General features: G+C 63.4%; 22 protein-coding genes and 1 pseudogene. 14 read left to right on the top strand and 9 right to left on the bottom strand.

All coding sequences use genetic code 11. The features are described from left to right. A pseudogene (locus DPM35_RS13610) lies at nucleotides 1-237 on the top strand (integrase); the annotation flags it as partial. Between the two features lie 205 nt (nucleotides 238-442). Here DPM35_RS13610 and DPM35_RS13605 read toward each other — a convergent pair. Further along, on the bottom strand, nucleotides 443-1,255 hold the full coding sequence (locus DPM35_RS13605; protein ID WP_112127737.1) for a VOC family protein: 813 nt from the start codon (nucleotides 1,253-1,255) through the stop codon (nucleotides 443-445). Between the two features lie 192 nt (nucleotides 1,256-1,447). Between DPM35_RS13605 and DPM35_RS13600 the strand changes: the two genes are divergently transcribed. Further along, complete coding sequence (locus DPM35_RS13600) at nucleotides 1,448-2,005, top strand: RBBP9/YdeN family alpha/beta hydrolase (protein WP_112127736.1); 558 nt, start codon at nucleotides 1,448-1,450, stop codon at nucleotides 2,003-2,005. Nucleotides 2,006-2,013: 8 nt separating this feature from the next. Here DPM35_RS13600 and DPM35_RS13595 read toward each other — a convergent pair whose 3' ends face one another. Continuing rightward, complete coding sequence (locus DPM35_RS13595) at nucleotides 2,014-2,787, bottom strand: HpcH/HpaI aldolase family protein (protein ID WP_112127735.1); 774 nt, start codon at nucleotides 2,785-2,787, stop codon at nucleotides 2,014-2,016. 109 nt (nucleotides 2,788-2,896) lie between these two features. Further along, a complete protein-coding gene (locus DPM35_RS13590) occupies nucleotides 2,897-3,217 on the bottom strand; it encodes a DUF1476 domain-containing protein (protein ID WP_095818554.1) in 321 nt (106 codons plus the stop codon). 275 nt (nucleotides 3,218-3,492) lie between these two features. Between DPM35_RS13590 and purC the strand changes: the two genes are divergently transcribed. The 5 genes from purC to DPM35_RS13565 all read left to right on the top strand — a co-directional run bounded on the left by purC (nucleotide 3,493) and on the right by DPM35_RS13565 (nucleotide 6,373). Then, nucleotides 3,493-4,287: a phosphoribosylaminoimidazolesuccinocarboxamide synthase gene (gene purC / locus DPM35_RS13585; protein WP_042644540.1), complete on the top strand. Its 795-nt coding sequence runs from the start codon at nucleotides 3,493-3,495 to the stop codon at nucleotides 4,285-4,287. Nucleotides 4,288-4,348: 61 nt separating this feature from the next. Then, complete coding sequence (purS, locus tag DPM35_RS13580) at nucleotides 4,349-4,588, top strand: phosphoribosylformylglycinamidine synthase subunit PurS (RefSeq protein WP_040995386.1); 240 nt, start codon at nucleotides 4,349-4,351, stop codon at nucleotides 4,586-4,588. 2 nt (nucleotides 4,589-4,590) lie between these two features. Beyond that, entirely contained in the window at nucleotides 4,591-5,259 is a 669-nt protein-coding gene (gene purQ, locus DPM35_RS13575; protein ID WP_112127734.1) for a phosphoribosylformylglycinamidine synthase subunit PurQ, read from the top strand. A 39-nt stretch (nucleotides 5,260-5,298) separates the two neighbouring features. Next, on the top strand, nucleotides 5,299-5,709 hold the full coding sequence (locus tag DPM35_RS13570) for a hypothetical protein (RefSeq protein WP_181592004.1): 411 nt from the start codon (nucleotides 5,299-5,301) through the stop codon (nucleotides 5,707-5,709). Between the two features lie 7 nt (nucleotides 5,710-5,716). Next, complete coding sequence (locus DPM35_RS13565) at nucleotides 5,717-6,373, top strand: Pr6Pr family membrane protein (RefSeq protein WP_112127733.1); 657 nt, start codon at nucleotides 5,717-5,719, stop codon at nucleotides 6,371-6,373. A 96-nt stretch (nucleotides 6,374-6,469) separates the two neighbouring features. Here the strand turns inward: DPM35_RS13565 and DPM35_RS13560 are convergent, their stop codons facing one another. Further along, the gene (locus DPM35_RS13560; RefSeq protein ID WP_112127732.1) at nucleotides 6,470-6,718 is read right to left on the bottom strand and encodes a DUF1127 domain-containing protein; all 249 of its coding nucleotides are present in this window, start codon (nucleotides 6,716-6,718) and stop codon (nucleotides 6,470-6,472) included. 91 nt (nucleotides 6,719-6,809) lie between these two features. On the opposite strand from DPM35_RS13560, the gene DPM35_RS13555 reads away from it, so the two are divergent. The 6 genes from DPM35_RS13555 to DPM35_RS13530 all read left to right on the top strand — a co-directional run bounded on the left by DPM35_RS13555 (nucleotide 6,810) and on the right by DPM35_RS13530 (nucleotide 13,459). Then, nucleotides 6,810-8,219, top strand: a complete 1,410-nt coding sequence (locus DPM35_RS13555) for an aminotransferase-like domain-containing protein (protein ID WP_112127731.1) — start codon at nucleotides 6,810-6,812, stop codon at nucleotides 8,217-8,219. A gap of 146 nt (nucleotides 8,220-8,365) precedes the next feature. Continuing rightward, nucleotides 8,366-10,597, top strand: a complete 2,232-nt coding sequence (purL, locus tag DPM35_RS13550) for a phosphoribosylformylglycinamidine synthase subunit PurL (RefSeq protein ID WP_112127730.1) — start codon at nucleotides 8,366-8,368, stop codon at nucleotides 10,595-10,597. Nucleotides 10,598-10,669: 72 nt separating this feature from the next. Next, nucleotides 10,670-11,218 carry a hypothetical protein gene (locus DPM35_RS13545; protein WP_245431522.1) on the top strand — a complete coding sequence of 183 codons (549 nt, stop codon included), beginning with the start codon at nucleotides 10,670-10,672 and terminating at the stop codon, nucleotides 11,216-11,218. A 96-nt stretch (nucleotides 11,219-11,314) separates the two neighbouring features. Beyond that, nucleotides 11,315-11,548, top strand: coding sequence for a BolA/IbaG family iron-sulfur metabolism protein (locus DPM35_RS13540; RefSeq protein WP_006206026.1), 234 nt, complete (start codon nucleotides 11,315-11,317; stop codon nucleotides 11,546-11,548). A gap of 151 nt (nucleotides 11,549-11,699) precedes the next feature. Then, entirely contained in the window at nucleotides 11,700-12,035 is a 336-nt protein-coding gene (gene grxD / locus DPM35_RS13535) for a Grx4 family monothiol glutaredoxin (RefSeq protein ID WP_040981263.1), read from the top strand. Nucleotides 12,036-12,235: 200 nt separating this feature from the next. Beyond that, nucleotides 12,236-13,459, top strand: coding sequence for a multidrug effflux MFS transporter (locus DPM35_RS13530; RefSeq protein ID WP_245431532.1), 1,224 nt, complete (start codon nucleotides 12,236-12,238; stop codon nucleotides 13,457-13,459). Between the two features lie 17 nt (nucleotides 13,460-13,476). Here DPM35_RS13530 and DPM35_RS13525 read toward each other — a convergent pair whose 3' ends face one another. From DPM35_RS13525 to rpsD, 4 genes are all read right to left on the bottom strand, one after another. Beyond that, nucleotides 13,477-13,872, bottom strand: a complete 396-nt coding sequence (locus DPM35_RS13525; protein WP_112127728.1) for an energy transducer TonB — start codon at nucleotides 13,870-13,872, stop codon at nucleotides 13,477-13,479. A 66-nt stretch (nucleotides 13,873-13,938) separates the two neighbouring features. Next, nucleotides 13,939-14,766 (bottom strand): inositol monophosphatase family protein, encoded by an 828-nt coding sequence (locus DPM35_RS13520; protein ID WP_112127727.1) that lies wholly within the window; start codon nucleotides 14,764-14,766, stop codon nucleotides 13,939-13,941. Continuing rightward, on the bottom strand, nucleotides 14,756-15,652 hold the full coding sequence (gene ttcA, locus DPM35_RS13515) for a tRNA 2-thiocytidine(32) synthetase TtcA (protein WP_112127726.1): 897 nt from the start codon (nucleotides 15,650-15,652) through the stop codon (nucleotides 14,756-14,758). The genes DPM35_RS13520 and ttcA overlap by 11 nt, the downstream gene beginning before the upstream one ends. 106 nt (nucleotides 15,653-15,758) lie before the next feature. After that, entirely contained in the window at nucleotides 15,759-16,376 is a 618-nt protein-coding gene (gene rpsD / locus DPM35_RS13510; RefSeq protein WP_040981269.1) for a 30S ribosomal protein S4, read from the bottom strand. 374 nt (nucleotides 16,377-16,750) lie between these two features. Here rpsD and DPM35_RS13505 point away from each other — a divergent pair, with 374 nt between their 5' ends. After that, nucleotides 16,751-16,954 (top strand): hypothetical protein, encoded by a 204-nt coding sequence (locus DPM35_RS13505; protein ID WP_112127725.1) that lies wholly within the window; start codon nucleotides 16,751-16,753, stop codon nucleotides 16,952-16,954. A 70-nt stretch (nucleotides 16,955-17,024) separates the two neighbouring features. Here the strand turns inward: DPM35_RS13505 and DPM35_RS13500 are convergent, their stop codons facing one another. After that, complete coding sequence (locus DPM35_RS13500; RefSeq protein WP_112127724.1) at nucleotides 17,025-17,207, bottom strand: DUF3008 family protein; 183 nt, start codon at nucleotides 17,205-17,207, stop codon at nucleotides 17,025-17,027. Nucleotides 17,208-17,372 lie beyond the last annotated feature (165 nt).

Here is a 17,372-nt window from a genome sequence, read left to right as displayed (position 1 = left end):
GAGGCAGCGGTGCGCGGCGTGCGCCAGAACGGCGCCGTCAAATGGCGGGGCACCGAGATCTATGTCTCGGCCACGTTGGCCGGCGAACCGATTGCCATTGAAGAGACCGAGGATGGCGAGTGGACGATGCGCTTCCACACCCATCCGCTCGGCTTCATCGATGAGAAGCACATGAAACTGGTTCGCCGCAGCGCCGCGCCAAGACGACCGCTTGGCGCTGCGGCGACCGCATCATAGGGGGAGAAAACTGTTACCTATGTATCCGGTTCAAAGTGTTACCCATCTATCCCCTGGACACCCGAAGGGCGGATGAGGGGCAGCGCCAACATCGGCAACTATCACCCCCTTCTAGGTTGGGACAATCTCGAAAACTTGGCGCTGCCCTGCCGGGCATTTCTCCCCGTATAGTGACGGGGAGAAAAACGCTGTCACCGACGCCGGCTCAAGCCTTCCCCGGCACGGTCTTGATCACCGTGCCCCACGGATCTTCACGGCTCTCCTCCGCCTTCACATTGTCCGAGCGCATCTCGACCCAGGCGAGGCCCGCGCGGGATGGATCGCGGCGGCCGGCGCCCGCGCTCTGCCAGGCATTGGCGCCGATATGGTGGTGGTAATGGCCGGACGACAAGAATACCGCCTGGCCGCCATATTTGGCGACGGTGTCGAAGCCGAACTGGTCATGCCACCAGGCTTCGGCATCTTCCGGCCGGCCGACGCGCAGATGGACATGACCGACGATGGTGTTTTCCGGCGCGCCCTGCCAACCGGCGTCGCCCGCCGGCACGCTGCCGACAACCGCCGGCAGGTTAAGCCGCTCGGTCGCCATGGCTATTCTGTCGCCGTTCCATTTCCAATCCTGCGGACTGCGGTCGGCATAAATCTCGATGCCGTTGCCTTCCGGATCGGTCAGGTACAGCGCCTCGCTGACCAAGTGGTCGGAGGCGCCTTCGATGCCGATGCGGTTGGCGGCGGCGTGGCTGATCCAGCGGCCGAGATCGGCGCGTGACGGCAGGAGGAACGCGGTATGGAAGAGGCCGGCGCTGCGCGGATCGTCGGGCTTGGCCGAAGAATCCTGCTCAAGCACCAGCAACGGCCGGTTGGCGGCGCCAAGCGTGATTGCCCCGTCGGCGCGGCTCAGTTCCTGCAGGCCGACGACGGTGCGGTAATAGGCGGCCAGGCTCTCGGCGTCGCGCGCCTTCAGCCCGACACGCGACACGCTGACCGGGGTGGTCGCGGCAAAAGGCAGTTCGCTCATCAAACTCTCCGTTCGGGCGGCGCCTCTTTCTGAAATGAGATTTGCAGGCCGCCGGCTCTTGTTCCCCTTCAAATCGTCGATTGCGATCGTTCACACAAGAGGGCAAGAGTCGAACAAGTTGTTCACAATTGTGATCGCACCGATTTTGGCGACAGGGTTGCAGGCGCGAAGGCCGCTCGCTACATCGGCGCGATGAAAGTCAAAGACGCAGATATCCTGATCGTGCCGGGCTACACCAATTCCGGTCCCGAGCACTGGCAGACCCGCTGGCAGTCAAAACTGTCGACGGCGCGCCGGGTCGAGCAGGCGGAATGGACGAAGCCCGTGCGCGAGGATTGGACGGCGAGCGTGGCGAACGCCGTCAACGAGGCCGAGCGGCCGGTGGTGCTCGTTGCGCATTCGCTGGGCGTTGCGGCGGCGGTGCAGGCCATCCCGCAATTCAGGAAGCCGGTCGCCGGCGCCTTCTTCGTCGCTCCGCCCGATGTCGCCAATCCGGAAATCAGGCCGAGGCACCTGATGACCTTCGGCCCCTATTCGCGCGATCCCCTGCCCTTCCCGTCGATCGTGATCGCCAGCCGCAACGACCCGTTCTGCGCCTTCGAGATCGCCGAGGATATCGCCGCCGCCTGGGGATCACTCTTCATCGACGCCGGCGAGGCCGGCCACCTCAACCAGGACGCCGGCTTCGGCCCGTGGCCGGAGGGGTCGATGACTTTCGCCAAATTCCTGACGGAACTGAAGCAGCCCTAAGGCCGACCTCAAGAGCCGATAGAATCGCGCATGCTCTTCAACAAGGTTTTTGCGCCAAGCGAGATCAGCGTGTGGTCCGAGCCCATGGCCAGCAGCCTATAGCCCATCGACACGACCCGGCCGGCGACCGCCGGCTCGATGACGTAGATCGCCGCATGCTTTCCGGCCTTGCGCGTCCGCTCGGCGATCGAAGCGACCGTCTCCATCATGCTTTCCAGTGTCGAATTGACCGTCGTTCCGTTCGACCAGGCGATCGAGAAATCCGACGGACCGACGAAGATGCCGTCGATGCCGGGCGTATCGAGGATGCCGTCGAGCGCCTCGAACGCCGCCCGCGTCTCGACCATCGCGAAGGCCATGGTGCGCTGGTTCGAGTCGCGCAGCCATTCGGCGTGATCGCCCTTGCCGTGGCGCGGAAACGCGTAGGTCGGACCCCAGGAGCGCTCACCCAGCGGCGGATATTTCATCGCGGCGGCGAACTGCCTCGCGTCGGCCACCGAGTTCACCATCGGCGCGATCACTGCTTCGGCGCCGAAATCGAGCGCGCGGCTTGCCATGTCGAAGCGCCCGACCGGAATGCGCACCAGCGCCGGCTTGTTGGCAGCCAGCACCGGCACCAGGCCGCGCAGCACGCTGTCCTCGTGATGGCCGCCATGCTGCATGTCGAGGGTGACGGCGTCAAAACCCTGCTTGGCGATGATTTCCACCGTCAGCGCGTCCGGCACTCCGGACCAGGCTGTGAACAGTGTTTCGTCGGCGGCCAGGCGGGACTTGAGCGACATTGGAACTTTCCTTGTTAACAATCCGCAGTTTTGGCCGGAAACGACGTAAAGGCAAAGAAAAACCGCCCGGTTTGGCCGGGCGGTCGATTGGTCCAGCTAGAGCCCGGCCTCAGGCATTCTTGATCTCCTCGATCGCCTGGGCCATCAACTCGTCCATGGTGCGGCGGATCTGATGGTCGGACTGGTTGACGCCGGCGGCATCGAAATCCTTGCGAATCTTGCGGAAGACATCGTGATCGCCCGCCTCCTCGATATCGGAGACCACCACTTCCTTGGCATAGGCCTCGGCATCGGCGCCGGATTTGCCCAGCTTCTCGGCGGCCCACAGGCCAAGCGCCTTGTTGCGTCGCGCCGCGGCCTTGAAGCGAAGTTCCTCGTCGAAGACGAATTTGCGCTCAAAGCCCTCTTCGCGGTCTTTCATGCTGCTCATGACGTCCCTCCGATCAATCCGATTCGCGTTCGCGGTGAATATGTGTGATGGGCAAGCACAAATCAAAAGGCCGCGACCCGGTCAATATACTTCGTGGCATGCTGCGCTGCGGCATTTCAGTCCCGAAAGCGGTTGATTCGCCGGATTTGACGATTGAGCAAACCAGGCGATTGCGATAACACCGGCATTGAACGCCACCGTCGCCATACTAATTTAGGCAGACGGACAGGAACCGGTCACTTGCCGCCTGCCCGCAGACCCAGAGAAAAAATCAAATGAAAAATCGCCGCCGCATTTACGAAGGCAAGGCCAAGATCCTCTATGAGGGACCTGAGCCGGGCACGCTGATCCAGTTTTTCAAGGACGACGCCACCGCCTTCAACAAGAAGAAACATGAAGTGGTCGATGGCAAGGGCGTGCTCAACAACCGCATTTCCGAGCACATCTTCAATCACTTGAACCGCATGGGCATCCCGACCCACTTCATCCGCCGGCTCAACATGCGCGAGCAGTTGATCAAGGAAGTCGAGATCATCCCGCTCGAGGTCGTCGTGCGCAATGTCGCCGCCGGCTCGTTGTCCAAGCGCCTCGGCATCGAGGAAGGCACGGTGCTGCCGCGCTCGATCATCGAATTCTACTACAAGGCCGATGCGCTCGACGATCCGATGGTGTCGGAAGAGCACATCACCGCCTTCGGCTGGGCGAGCCCCCAGGAGATCGACGACATCATGGCCTTGGCCATCCGCGTCAACGACTTCCTTTCCGGCCTGTTCCTCGGCGTCGGCATCCAGCTTGTCGACTTCAAGATCGAATGCGGCCGCCTGTTCGAGGGCGACATGATGCGCATCGTCGTCGCCGACGAGATCTCGCCGGATTCCTGCCGGCTGTGGGATGTCGCCACCCAGGACAAGCTCGACAAGGACCGCTTCCGCCGCGACATGGGCGGCCTGGTCGAGGCGTATCAGGAAGTCGCCCGCCGTCTCGGCATCATCAACGAAAACGAGCCGCCGCGCCCGACAGGTCCGGTCCTCGTCGCCTCTTCGGACGCGCCCAAGGGCCTGAAGCACTAGTACCGACGGGCCTGCCGGATAACGGCAGGTCCACCGCCTGATCCATCACTTAGGAGTATCGATGAAAGCCCGCATCACCGTGACCCTCAAGAACGGCGTCCTCGACCCGCAGGGCAAGGCGATCGAGCATGCGCTCTCTGGACTGGGCTTCGACGGTGTCGGCCAGGTTCGCCAGGGCAAGGTGTTCGACATCGAGCTCACCGGAACCGACAAGGCCAAGGCCGAAGCCGATCTCAAGGCCATGTGCGACAAGCTCTTGGCGAACACGGTGATTGAGAATTACGCGGTGGAGATTGCCTGACAATGAAATCAGCCGTTGTCCTCCTGCCTGGCCTCAACCGTGACCGCGACATGATCGCGGCGCTGACCAAGATTTCCGGCCAGGCGCCGGCGACGGTGTGGCAGACCGACACCGAAATCCCCGCTGTCGACCTGATCGCCATCCCCGGCGGCTTCTCCTTCGGCGACTATCTGCGTTGCGGCGCGATCGCGGCGCGCATGCCGGTGATGCGGGCGGTGGCCGAAAAGGCCGCCAAGGGCGTCACCGTCATCGGCGTCTGCAACGGCTTCCAGATCCTGGTCGAGGCGGGACTGCTGCCCGGCGCCTTGATGCGCAATGCCTCGCTGAAATTCGTCTGCCGGCAGGTCAAGCTCGAGATCGCCAACGCCAACACCATGTTCACGCGCCGCTACCGGCCCGGACAGATCATCCGCTCACCCGTGGCGCATCATGACGGCAACTACTTCGCCGACGCTGAGACGCTCGCCCGGCTAGAAGGCGAGGGCCAGGTCGTGTTCCGCTACGCCGAGGGCACCAATCCCAACGGCTCGATCAACGACATCGCCGGCATCGTCAACGACAAGGGCAACGTGCTCGGCCTGATGCCGCATCCCGAAAATCTGATCGAGGCGGCGCACGGTGGCAATGACGGCCGCGCGCTGTTCGAAAGCGCGCTCGGCCTCGCGGCTTGATCGTTTAACATCTATCGGAACGCGGGGGCGGACCTGACCATGAGACCGACGATTGTTCGCCTTGCTCTCCTGGCCGCCGCCGGGCTCGCCCAGGCCTCGTGCCAGTCGAGCCCCAAGACGACGCCGGTTTCCTCTGGCAAAAGCGCCTCGCTGCTTGCGATGGAACAGGTCGCCATCTCGGCACATAAGTGCTGGATCGCCAGCAAGGACCCGGCCTTCAAGCCCTACCAGATGGCCAATGAGCTCAATTCCTACAGCGGCACGCCGCGCTTCCTGCTCGTTCCCGCCAAGCATTATGGCGGCAAGCCGCTGCTGGTCGTGCAGGCGCAGGGCAATTCCAGCCGCGTCGACGTGTTCGGGCCGCTGATGAACGAGCCGCTCGGCGCGCGCATCGGTTCCGATATTGCCCGCTGGCAGGCCGGCAACCCGTCCTGCGCGGCTGCCGCGTGAACCTGCCATGAGCCGGTTCCTGCAGATGGCGGGACTGGTTATCGGGCTTATCGGGCTCGTCCTGCAAGCCGCGATCACGATTCCGGCGTCGATGGCGGCCGGGCGCAGCCTGCTTGGCTCGATCGTCTTTCTCTTCAGCTTCTTCACCATCCTGACCAACATCGCGGCTGTGATGGTGCATGCTTCGCTGCTGTCGCCCACCGGCTATGCCTGGTTCCCAGCCTTCGCCGGGCAGCGGATGCGGGCCGGCGTCGCGGTCGCCATCACCTTGGTCTTCATCGTCTATGCGACCGTGCTGGCGGGCCTGTGGCAACCGCAGGGCCTGTTCCTGCTTTGCGACATCCTGCTCCACTACATCACGCCGTTTATCTTCGTGCTGTGGTGGCTCGTCGCTGGCGCCGACGGCAGCACGCGCTGGCGCGATATCTCCTGGTGGATGATCTATCCGCTGGCCTATCTCGCCTATGCGCTGATCCGCGCGCCGTTCGCCGGCGAAGTGCCCTATCCGTTCCTCGACGTCGCCAAGAACGGCGCGGCCAGCGTCGCCGTTTCGGCTTTGGGCGTCACGGCGCTGTTCGTCGGATTGAGCGTGCTTGCCGTGCTAATCGATCACGGGATCGGCCGGTTGCGAGGGAAACCCGCCCTCCAATCGGGCCGCCGATAGAGCAATTCCAGGAAAAGTGTGAGCGGTTTTCCGTCCGGAATTGCGCAAAGATAGTGCGTTTCGCCGTTTCCTTGAACGGTGAAACGTACTGGATCATCACTCCCAGAACGACCTGATGCCTTCGCGATAAGCGTCGCAGCGCGAGATGCCTATATCTTTGAGCTGCTCGTCCGTCATCTCCAGCAGCGCGAGGCGACCGCGCCGGCGCTCGAGCATGCGATCGATCTGCCTGGCGATGGAACGGAGCACAACCACCATCCGGCCGAGAAAGCCGCGATGGGCCAACGGCTTGGCCTGTGCGCCAAAAGCCGGGCGAGCGTAGCGAATTGTCTCAATTGTATCCATTGCCGTTCTGCCTTGTCTCGATTGTACCTTTCCAATCGCCGGTTCGATATGGATTGACTCATCGCGCGGTGCAATATAGAAAATTGTCACCATGACAAATTGGCTCCCTGACCTCTCCACTGGTTCCGGTCCGCTCTATCAGCGTCTTGCTGACAGCATTGAGTCAGATATCGACAAGGGCGTCATCGATGCCGGTGCAAAACTGCCGCCACAGCGCGACCTCGCCTATGACATCGGCACGACCGTCGGCACCATCGGCAGGGCCTATCAGCTGCTGCGCGAACGCGGTCTGGTGAGCGGCGAGGTCGGCCGCGGCACCTATGTGCTCGGCCAGCGCGCCGAAGCCCCGAGACCCGACGTCGAACCCGGCTTGCAAGGCACGCGCCCCATCGACGCGCCGAGCGGCAAGCTGCGTTTCGACAGCACCGCCGCACCCGATGTCGGCCAGGGCGCCGTAATCGCCGATATCCTGGCGCGCACCGCCCAGGAGCACCCGCACGAAATCTCGAGCTACATACGTGATTTTCCCGAACGCTGGTACGAGGCGGGCAGCCGCTGGCTGGCGCGCAACGCTTTCCACCCCTCGCCCGATTCGATCGTGCCGACGCTAGGCACCCATGCCGCGGTCATGGCGGCGATCGCGGCGCTGACCATGCCTGGCGACTACGTCGTCTTCGAGCATCTCACCTATTCGCAGATCGCGCGCAGCGCCGGGCTGATCGGCCGCCGCACGGCGCTGGTTTCGACTGATGACAACGGCATCGACCCGGATGATTTCGAGCGCGTCTGCGCGCAGAAACATCCAAAACTGATGTTCCTCATGCCGACCGCGAAGAACCCGACGCTGGTGACATTGTCGGCGGAACGGCGGCAGGCGATCGCGAAGATCGCGCGCGAATACAACGTCGCGCTGATCGAGGACGATCTTTACGGCGAGCTCACCGACGACCCGACACCGCTGCTGGCCGAATATGCGCCCGAGCGCACCATCGTGGCCGGCGGCCTGTCGAAGTCGGTCGCCGCCGGCGTGCGCGGCGGCTGGCTTTCCTGCCCGCCGGCCTACCGCCACCGCATCCGTGTCGCGCACAAGATGATGACCGGCGGCCTGCCCTTCCTGCTGGCCGAGGTCGGCACGCGGCTGGTGATGTCGGGCCAGGCAGGTGAGATCCGCAAGCGCTGCATCGCCGAAATCCAGGCGCGCCTCGCCATCGTCCGCGACGTGCTGGCGGGGTTCGACGTCAAGGCGCGGGACAACGTGCCCTTTCTCTGGCTGACCTTGCCGGACCCGTGGCTGTCCGGCACGTTCAAGAACGCCTGTCTGGCGCAAGGCGTACTCATCGACGACGAGGACGAGTTCAAGGCCGGCCGCTCCGAGCAGGTCTTTCACGGCGTGCGCTTCGGCGTCTCGCAGCCGCGTCAGAGCAAGGATGTCGCCGGCGGCGTCGCCGTCATCCGCCGCTTGCTCGACGAAGGCCGCGCCGGCTACGACAGTTTTTCCTGATCAAGCCCACTGGCCCAGGCCCGGGCATCACCGGCAGCGGCAGTTTTCCGGCATTTTCGTCATCCGATGGGGTGTATCGCGCGAAAAGCTTGCGATATGAGGAGGACTCGAAAACTCCCCTCTCCCACGGACAAAAATCGCCGCTCATGACCATTTCCAATTCCGTGCCGATCACCCCCGAGCTCATCGCCGCGCATGGGCTGAAGCCCGACGAATACCAGCGCATCCTCGATCTGGTCGGCCGTGAGCCAAGCTTCACGGAGCTCGGCATCTTCTCCGCGATGTGGAACGAGCACTGCTCCTACAAGTCCTCCAAGAAGTGGCTGCGCACGCTGCCGACGACCGGCCCGCAGGTCATCCAAGGTCCAGGCGAGAATGCCGGCGTGGTCGATATCGGCGACGGCGACTGCGTCGTCTTCAAGATGGAGAGCCACAACCATCCCTCCTACATCGAACCCTATCAGGGCGCGGCGACCGGCGTCGGCGGCATCCTGCGCGACGTCTTCACCATGGGCGCGCGGCCGGTCGCGGCGATGAATGCGCTGCGCTTCGGCGCGCCGGACCATCCCAAGACCCGGCATCTGGTCGCCGGCGTGGTTTCGGGCGTCGGCGGCTATGGCAATTCCTTCGGCGTGCCGACGGTCGGCGGCGAGGTGAACTTCGACGCCCGCTACAATGGCAACATCCTGGTCAACGCCTTTGCGGCGGGCCTTGCCAAGACCAACGCCATCTTCCTGTCGCAGGCCAAGGGCGTCGGCCTGCCGGTCGTCTATCTCGGCGCCAAGACCGGACGCGACGGCGTCGGCGGCGCCACCATGGCCTCGGCCGAGTTCGACGACAAGATCGAGGAAAAGCGCCCGACCGTGCAGGTCGGCGATCCCTTCACCGAAAAATGCCTGCTGGAAGCCTGCCTCGAGCTCATGGCCTCCGGCGCCGTCATCGCCATCCAGGACATGGGTGCGGCCGGCCTCACCTGCTCGGCCGTCGAGATGGGCGCTAAGGGCGACCTCGGCATCGAGCTCGACCTCGACAAGGTGCCGGTGCGCGAGGAGCGCATGAGCGCCTATGAGATGATGTTGTCGGAAAGCCAGGAGCGCATGCTGATGGTGCTGCGCCCCGAGAAGGAAGAGGAAGCCGAAGCGATTTTCCGCAAATGGGGTCTCGACTTCGCCATCGTCGGCAAGACCACCGACGATCTGCGCTTCCGCGTCATCCATCAGGGTGATGAGGTCGCCAACCTGCCGATCAAGGAACTGGGCGACCAGGCGCCGGAATATGACCGCCCCTGGGTCGAGGCGAAGAAGCCGGCGCCGCTGGCCGCGAATGATGCGCCGAAGGCGGATGTCGCCGACGCGCTGCTCAAGATGCTGGGTGGGCCGGACCTCTCCTCGCGCCGCTGGGTGTGGGAGCAGTACGACACGCTGATCCAGGGCAATTCGCTGCAGCTCCCCGGCGGCGATGCCGGCGTGGTGCGCGTCGAGGGCCATCCGACCAAGGCGCTCGCCTTCTCCTCCGACGTCACGCCGCGCTACTGCGAGGCCGACCCTTACGAAGGCGGCAAGCAGGCGGTTGCCGAATGCTGGCGCAACCTGACCGCCACCGGCGCGCTGCCTCTCGCCGCCACCGACAATCTCAATTTCGGCAATCCGGAGCGGCCCGAGATCATGGGCCAGTTCGTCGGCGCCGTTAAGGGCATCGGCGATGCCTGCCGCGCGCTCGGCTTCCCGATCGTCTCCGGCAATGTCTCGCTCTACAACGAAACCAATGGCCGCGGCATCCTGCCGACGCCGACCATCGGCGGCGTTGGGCTGATCGCCGACTGGTCGAAGATGGCGCGCATCGGCTTTGCCGCCGAGGGCCAGATGATCGTGCTGGTCGGCGCGCCGCCGAGCTGGGGCAGCCATCTGGGCCAGTCGATCTATATGCGCGACATCCACGGCCGCGCCGACGGTCCGCCGCCGCCGGTCGATCTCGACCATGAGAAGCGCGTCGGCGACCACGTGCGCTCGCTGATCGCTTCGGGCATCGTGACCGCCGCCCACGACGTCTCCGACGGCGGCCTCGCGGTGGCGCTCGCCGAAATGGCGATGGCGTCCGGCATCGGCGCCACCATCCCCGGTCTCACCGGCACCGATCCGATCCCGGTCTGGTTCGGCGAGGATCAGGGCCGCTATCTGCTGACGCTGTCGATCGACCCGCAAAGCGGCGAATGGGACAGCATCCGCGAGGAGCAGGGCAAGCTCGGCATCTTCGCGCCCTGGATCGGCACCACCGGCGGCAGCACGCTGAAACTCGGCGATGCCCGTGCGATCCCGGTGAGCGAGCTGAAGGCCGCCCATGAAGGCTGGTTCCCGCGCTTTATGGATCAGGCCAGTTGACCAGAAGCACGTCTCCCGAAAGTGTGCAGCGGTTTCGGGTAAAAGACATGCTTACGGCAAAAGGCTTAAATCATGTCGCATAAATCCCTTCTTATGCGACATGATTTAACCGCCAGGGCGCTGGTCGCAGTCGTCTTCTGGCCGTCGCTGTTCTTCTTCTGGTTTCTCGGGCCGTTCGTTTTCTTGTTGCTGTCGACCACCTCGAGCGAGGTGTGCCCACGGCTTGAAACCCGCGACGAGTTCCTGGCAGCAGCTAACGGAGCGCTGCCGATGCTCGTCGTGCAGAACGTGATCTACGCGGTTCCGATCGTCTGCCTCGTACTGTGGAACAGGCTTTCTCCGGAGCCGGCGCGGGCACGGCAAATCGCGACCTGCGTCAAGCTCTTCGTCGTTGCCGCGATCATCGGAGCGACTTGGGACTATGGCTCGTCCCTGGTCTGCGACGGCTATGGCCAACCCTTCTTCTCCTCCGCCTGGCGGATGACGAGCTATCTTCCGATCGTCGGCCTGCTAATCAACATCCCGCTCTACGTGTTGGTCTTCAGCCTCGGCCGCGCCTATTCGACGCGCGATGACATTAGCGAAGACGGCGTCGTTCATTCCAGGCAGGACAACCCTTAGGCTCCCATAGCCGACGGAACGGCTTCAATCCGGGCCGGAAAGGCTTTAGGCTCAGCACGAGTCACATAGCCTGCCCGCTTGAAACAGGATTTTGCCATGGCAATGGATGCCCACGACATCGAAAAACTGATCAAGGAAGGCATTCCGGACGCCAAGGTAACGATCCGCGATCTGGCCGGCGACGGCGACCACTACGCGGCTGAGGTCGTTGCCGAAAGCTTCCGGGGCAAGAGCCGTGTCCAGCAGCACCAGATGGTCTATGACGCGTTGAAGGGCAATATGGGCGGCGTGCTGCATGCGCTGGCGCTGCAGACCAGCGTACCGGACTGAGCGCTATAGTCCTTGGGACTTGGCCCAAAATCGCGTTATCCCTTGCGCCATTGGGCCAGTGTCTCGGCTAACGTCTTGTTTCAGCCACCCTATGGGTTTATTTGATGGACATGCTTCGAGCCTGACTCCCACAGGCGTGAAAGGATTGTCCATGACCGGCATCAGCGACTACATCGACAATGAAGTGAAGAGCAACGACGTCGTGCTCTTCATGAAGGGCACCCCGGGATTCCCGCAATGCGGGTTCTCCGGCCAGGTGGTGCAGATCCTCGATTACATCGGGGCCGACTACAAAGGCGTGAACGTGCTCGACTCGGCTGAACTGCGTCAGGGCATCAAGGACTATTCCAACTGGCCGACCATCCCGCAGCTCTATGTGAAGGGCGAATTCGTCGGCGGTTGCGACATCGTGCGCGAAATGTTCCAGGCCGGCGAGTTGCAGGACTTCCTGGTCGAAAAGGGCGTCAGCGTCAAAGGCGCAGCCTGATTCAATCTTGCTCGCCGGCCCGAAGGCAACCTTCGGCCGGCAGGCATCGCCCGGGGCTGCCCCCACCTCGGCAATTGTGAACCCGCATCGCGGGGATGAGACGAACCAGCGCGCCGGCCAGCCGGCGCTTGTTCGTTGAAAGATCGGACTTTGCCGTGGACAAGCAGGTAGAAGCGTCGCAACGGGCAAGCAGCTTGCCCATTCCGCGCTGGGAATTCATTGCGCTCTGCGCAGCGCTGATGGCGCTCAACTCCTTGGCCATCGACATCATGCTGCCGGCCCTGCAGCAGATCGGCGCCTCGCTTGGCGTCGAGAGCGAAAACCACCGCCAATATGTCATCACCGCCTATATGCTGGGCTTCGGCGGTGGACAGCTTTTGTTCGGGCCCATTTCGGATCGCTTTGGACGCCGCGCGCCACTGGTCTTTGGCCTGGTTGTTTATGTCGTGGCTGCGGCTGCCGCCGCCATAGCTCCCAGTTTCGCTCTGTTGCTGACCTGGCGTCTCATTCAGGGCATCGGCGCGGCCGCAACTCGCGTCATAGCCGTCTCGATCGTGCGCGACACGTTCGAAGGCCGGCGTATGGCCGAGGTGATGTCGCTGATCTTCATGGTGTTCATGGCCATCCCGGTCATCGCGCCCGGCATCGGCCAGTTCGTCATGCTCTTCGCCAGCTGGCACTGGATTTTCGTCACCATGGCCATCGGCGCGCTGATCGTTTCGACCTGGGCTCTGCTGCGCCTGCCGGAGACGCTGCATCCCGAATATCGCCGCTCGCTCACGGTGGGATCCGTGCTCGGCGGCTTCCGCATCGTGCTCACCAACCGGCTCACGCTTTGCTATGCCTTTGCCAGCACGTTCATCTTCGCCGCCATGTTCGGCTTCATCAGTTCGGCGCAGCAGATCTACATCGACGTCTTCCATGTCGGCGAATTGTTCCCGCTGATCTTCGCCGGCGTCGCCGGCGTGCTCGCCTTCTCCAACTATCTCAATTCGCGGCTGGTCGGCCAAATTGGCATGCGCCGCCTGTCGCAGGGCGCGCTGCTCATCTTCCTGTGCATCAGCCTTGCCTGGCTGGTGGTCTCGCTCGAGATGCAGATGCCGCTCTGGCTCTTCGTCACCTTCTTTGCCGGCGCGATGCTGCCGTTCGGCGGACTGGGCGCGAATTTCAACGCTCTGGCCATGGAGCCGCTCGGCGAGCTCGCCGGGACGGCCGCTTCCATCCTCGGCTTCATGCAGACTTTTCTCGGTGCCCTCATCGGCGCGGCGATCGGCCAGGCCTATAACGGCACGGTCACGCCTCTGGCGGCCGGCTTCTGCAGCGTCTCGGTCGCGGCCTTGCTGATGATCCTGATCGCCGAGCGGGGCAGGATGTTCCAGCCCCACAATCCCCCTGTTTCGGGGCACATCACCGATCTGCATTGATCGTCGCTTCAACGAAGTTAGGATCTGCGTTCCTGCATCGCCGTGAAGCGCGGCGAAAGGATGCGACCTGCGATCGCGCCGCCCATGCTTTCGGTAAATGGCAATGGCAGCGCCTTGGCAAGCGCCTCGAGCACCGAAGCGACAAAGGCCCTGTTCAGCCTGTCGTCCGGTCCCAACTTGGAGAAGGTGGCGTGCGGCTTGCCGAAAAGCGTCCCATCCCGGCGAAGCGAGAACCTTAGCGTCAGCGACATGCCGGCCGTACCGCGCGGCGGCCGCCAGCAGGCATAAATGGCGGCCGACATTTCGGCTATCGAGTTGACCGGATCGCGACTGCCGCAGGCGCGTTCCTGCGCGCAACTCGCATTCACCGCAACAGCCAAGGCGAGAGCAGCCACGGCGAACCTGAAGCTCATTGCCATCTCCGGCGACTCAAGGATCTTTCAGAAGGGCGCGGCCAAGCGCGGCCGGCGCAACCGATCCTATTCCGCCCAGAGCTCGCGCCGCAACTCGTCCCAGCTTTGCTTGTCGGGCGCGACCAGCAGGCCGCCGTCGACATGCGACGGCAGATAGACGCTGCCGTCGACGCGCGCGACATGGCCGCCGGCTTCCTGATGGATCAGCGCGCCCGCCAGATGATCCCAGGGCATCAGCTTGTTGTAGAGCACGAAATGGGCGTGTCCGCTCGCAAGCAGCCGGTATTCATGCGCCGCGCAGCGATAGGCGAATTGCGACAGCGTCTTGGTCTGGTTGCGGGCAAGCCGCGAGCGCTCAGGCTCCGCGAGAAACTGCCAGGAAACGGCACCGGTCATCTGCGACATCGGCACCGGCGCCGCGACGCGGACCTTCTCCAGCGCGCCATGCGCGTGGCGGATATGGCTGCCGGCGCCCTTGGCGCCGATCAGCCAGTCCTTGCCGACCGGATCGTGGATGATGCCCGCGACCGTCTCGCCATTAACGACGACGCCGGCCATGACGCCGAACAGCGGTACGCCGGAGGCGAAGTTGAAAGTGCCGTCGACCGGATCGATGACGAAGGCTAGCGTGGCATCGCCAAGACCCGACAGCAGCGCCGGATTGTCGGAGCAGGCCTCCTCGCCGACCACCATTGCGTCGGGATAGCGCTCGCGCAGCCGGGCGGTGATCAACCTTTCGGCATTGACGTCCGCCTCGGTGACGAGGTCGGCGGCGGATGTCTTCTGACGAACGTCCCCCTCGCCCAGCCGCCGGAAGCGCGGCATGATTTCCACCCTGGCTGCATCGGCAAGAAGGTCGGCCAGCCAGTCGATCGCGCGGTCGTCAAATGTCATCGGAAATGTCTTGCCCTGGGGTGAGGCGCACATCGAGCGCAGCGAAATCGAACAGTCTTCGGTCGAGCAGGTGCGAGGGCCGCACATTGGTCATGGCGCGGATCATCGTATCCTTGCGGCCCGGCATGCGCTTCTCGATGTCGTCGAGCATCGCCTTCATGGCATTGCGCTGCAGCCCTTCCTGGCTGCCGCAGAGGTCGCAGGGAATGATCGGGAATTTCATCGCGTTGGCGAATTTCTCGAGGTCGGTCTCGGCGCTGTAGGCGAGCGGCCGCAGCACCATGACGTCGCCCTCGTCATTGAGGAGCTTGGGCGGCATGGCGGCAAGGCGACCGCCATGAAACAGGTTCATGAAGAAGGTCTCAAGTATGTCCTCGCGGTGATGACCGAGCACAAGCGCCGAGCACCCCTCTTCCCGCGCGATCCGGTAGAGATGGCCGCGCCGCAGCCGCGAGCAGAGCGAGCAATAGGTGCTGCCTTCCGGGAGCTTGTCGGTCACCACCGAATAGGTGTCCTGGTATTCGATGCGATGCGCGATGCCGTTGGCGTTGAGATAGTCGGGCAGGATATGTTTCGGGAAATTCGGCTGGCCCTGGTCGAGATTGCAGGCGAGCAGCTCGACCGGCAGCAGACCGCGCCATTTGAGGTCGAGCAGCAGCGCCAGCAGGCCGTAGGAATCCTTGCCGCCGGAAAGCGCCACCAGCCAGCGCTCGCCGGGCTTTACCATGGCGAAATCCTCGATCGCCTGGCGCGTCAGCCTCAACAGCCGCTTGCGCAGCTTGTTGAACTCGACCGAGGACGGCACCTCGCGAAACAGCGGATGGAAGCCGCCCTCGGCATCATCGTCGATCGGCTCTAGGGATTTTACATCTGGCAGCATGTTCATGGCGCTGGTGCCCACGGTCCTGTTGGCGCACGGCTTACCGGACATAGCGAACAAAGAAAAGGCCGCCTCGAGGGCGGCCTTGGATGTTGCGGCTGATTAAGTTCGATCAGCGCGAGTAGAATTCGACGACCAGGTTCGGTTCCATCTGCACGGCGAACGGAACGTCCGACAGGCCCGGAACGCGCGCGAAAGTCGCGGTCATCTTGTTGTGGTCGGCTTCGATGTAGTCCGGCACGTCGCGCTCGGCGAGAGCGACCGACTCCAGCACGATCACGAGCTGCTTCGACTTCTCGCGCACCTCGATCACGTCGCCCGGCTTGCAGCGATACGAGCCGATGTTGGTGCGCTTGCCGTTCACGTTGACATGGCCGTGGTTGACGAACTGACGGGCGGCGAAGATGGTCGGCACGAACTTGGCGCGATAGACGATCGCGTCGAGGCGCGACTCCAGCAGGCCGATCAGGTTTTCGGAGGTATCGCCCTTGCGGCGGTTGGCCTCTTCGTAGACCTTGCGGAACTGCTTTTCCGAAACGTCGCCATAGTGACCCTTCAGCTTCTGCTTGGCGCGCAGCTGCAGGCCGAAGTCGGAAAGCTTGCCCTTGCGGCGCTGGCCGTGCTGGCCGGGGCCGTATTCACGCTTGTTGACCGGGGACTTCGGGCGGCCCCAGATGTTTTCGCCGAGACGGCGGTCGATCTTGTATTTCGCGGATTCGCGCTTGCTCATCGCATTCCCTTTCAAAACAATATACCCGGAACCCCATGGCTCCGGGCGAAGGAAACGCGCCCTCCTCTGGCCTCCGTTTTCGAGACCTGACAGGGTTTCCCACGCAAAGCGACGGAAAACCCACGGGACACGTCAAAAGAAACCACCGAGCGTCGCCACCCGGTGTTGGTGGGCCTGTTAAACACAGATTTGACCGCTGTCAAGCTTGTGGCTGGCGACGCCAGGGGCAAGCCTATACCATTCCTGCGTTGCATGCGGCGCTGAACGTGGCGGAAAAGTTGCCGCCGGCGGCACCCGGAGGGCGGATGCTGCGTCTGCGGACGCAAACGCCCTGCACATGATGAAGGGACTGGAGCAGAGGAGTGCGAATTCCCATGAAGAAATTCTTCCTAACCCTGACCGGAGCCGCCGTCTTGGCCGGGTCGATGGCGGTCATGACCCCTGAACCGGCCATGGCCAGGCATTGGCATGGCCACAAGCAGGTCTGCCGCGTCGTAGTGAAGAAGAGAGTCGTCTGGCGCCACGGCCACCGCCATGTCATCCGCTACAAGACGAAATACTGCTGGTGGCGCTACTAACCTATTGCGCAGCGGGGATCGACGCAGGCCCGCGGCCAACGCCGCGGGCCTTTCATTTCGGCTTCGCGGTCTATGACTTCTTGCTGGGCAGGCCCTTGCGTTTGGTCTCCGCGAATTCCTCGAGCTGCTTCTCGCTCATCGATTCATACATTTCACGCGAAGCACCCTTGAGCTCGCTTTTCTTGGTCTCGCCGCGCTTAGCCGAAAGCGCCGCGCCGGCGGCCTTTTGCTGGGCTTGCGATTTGGCGGGCATGGTCGTTTCTCCTTTGCTGGAGAGCAATTCCAGGAAAAGTGTGAAACGGTTTCCGTCAGGAATTGCGTCAATCAGATAGAGTAGAAACGCCGCGCTTCGGCGGCAGTTCCAGCGTCGGCAGCTCAATCCCCGGAAGCCTGATCTTCGTTGGCGGGCTTCCCGGGT

Source organism: Mesorhizobium atlanticum (assembly GCF_003289965.1).
GTDB lineage: Bacteria > Pseudomonadota > Alphaproteobacteria > Rhizobiales > Rhizobiaceae > Mesorhizobium > Mesorhizobium atlanticum.
This window is presented reverse-complemented; position numbering and strand designations above follow the sequence as displayed.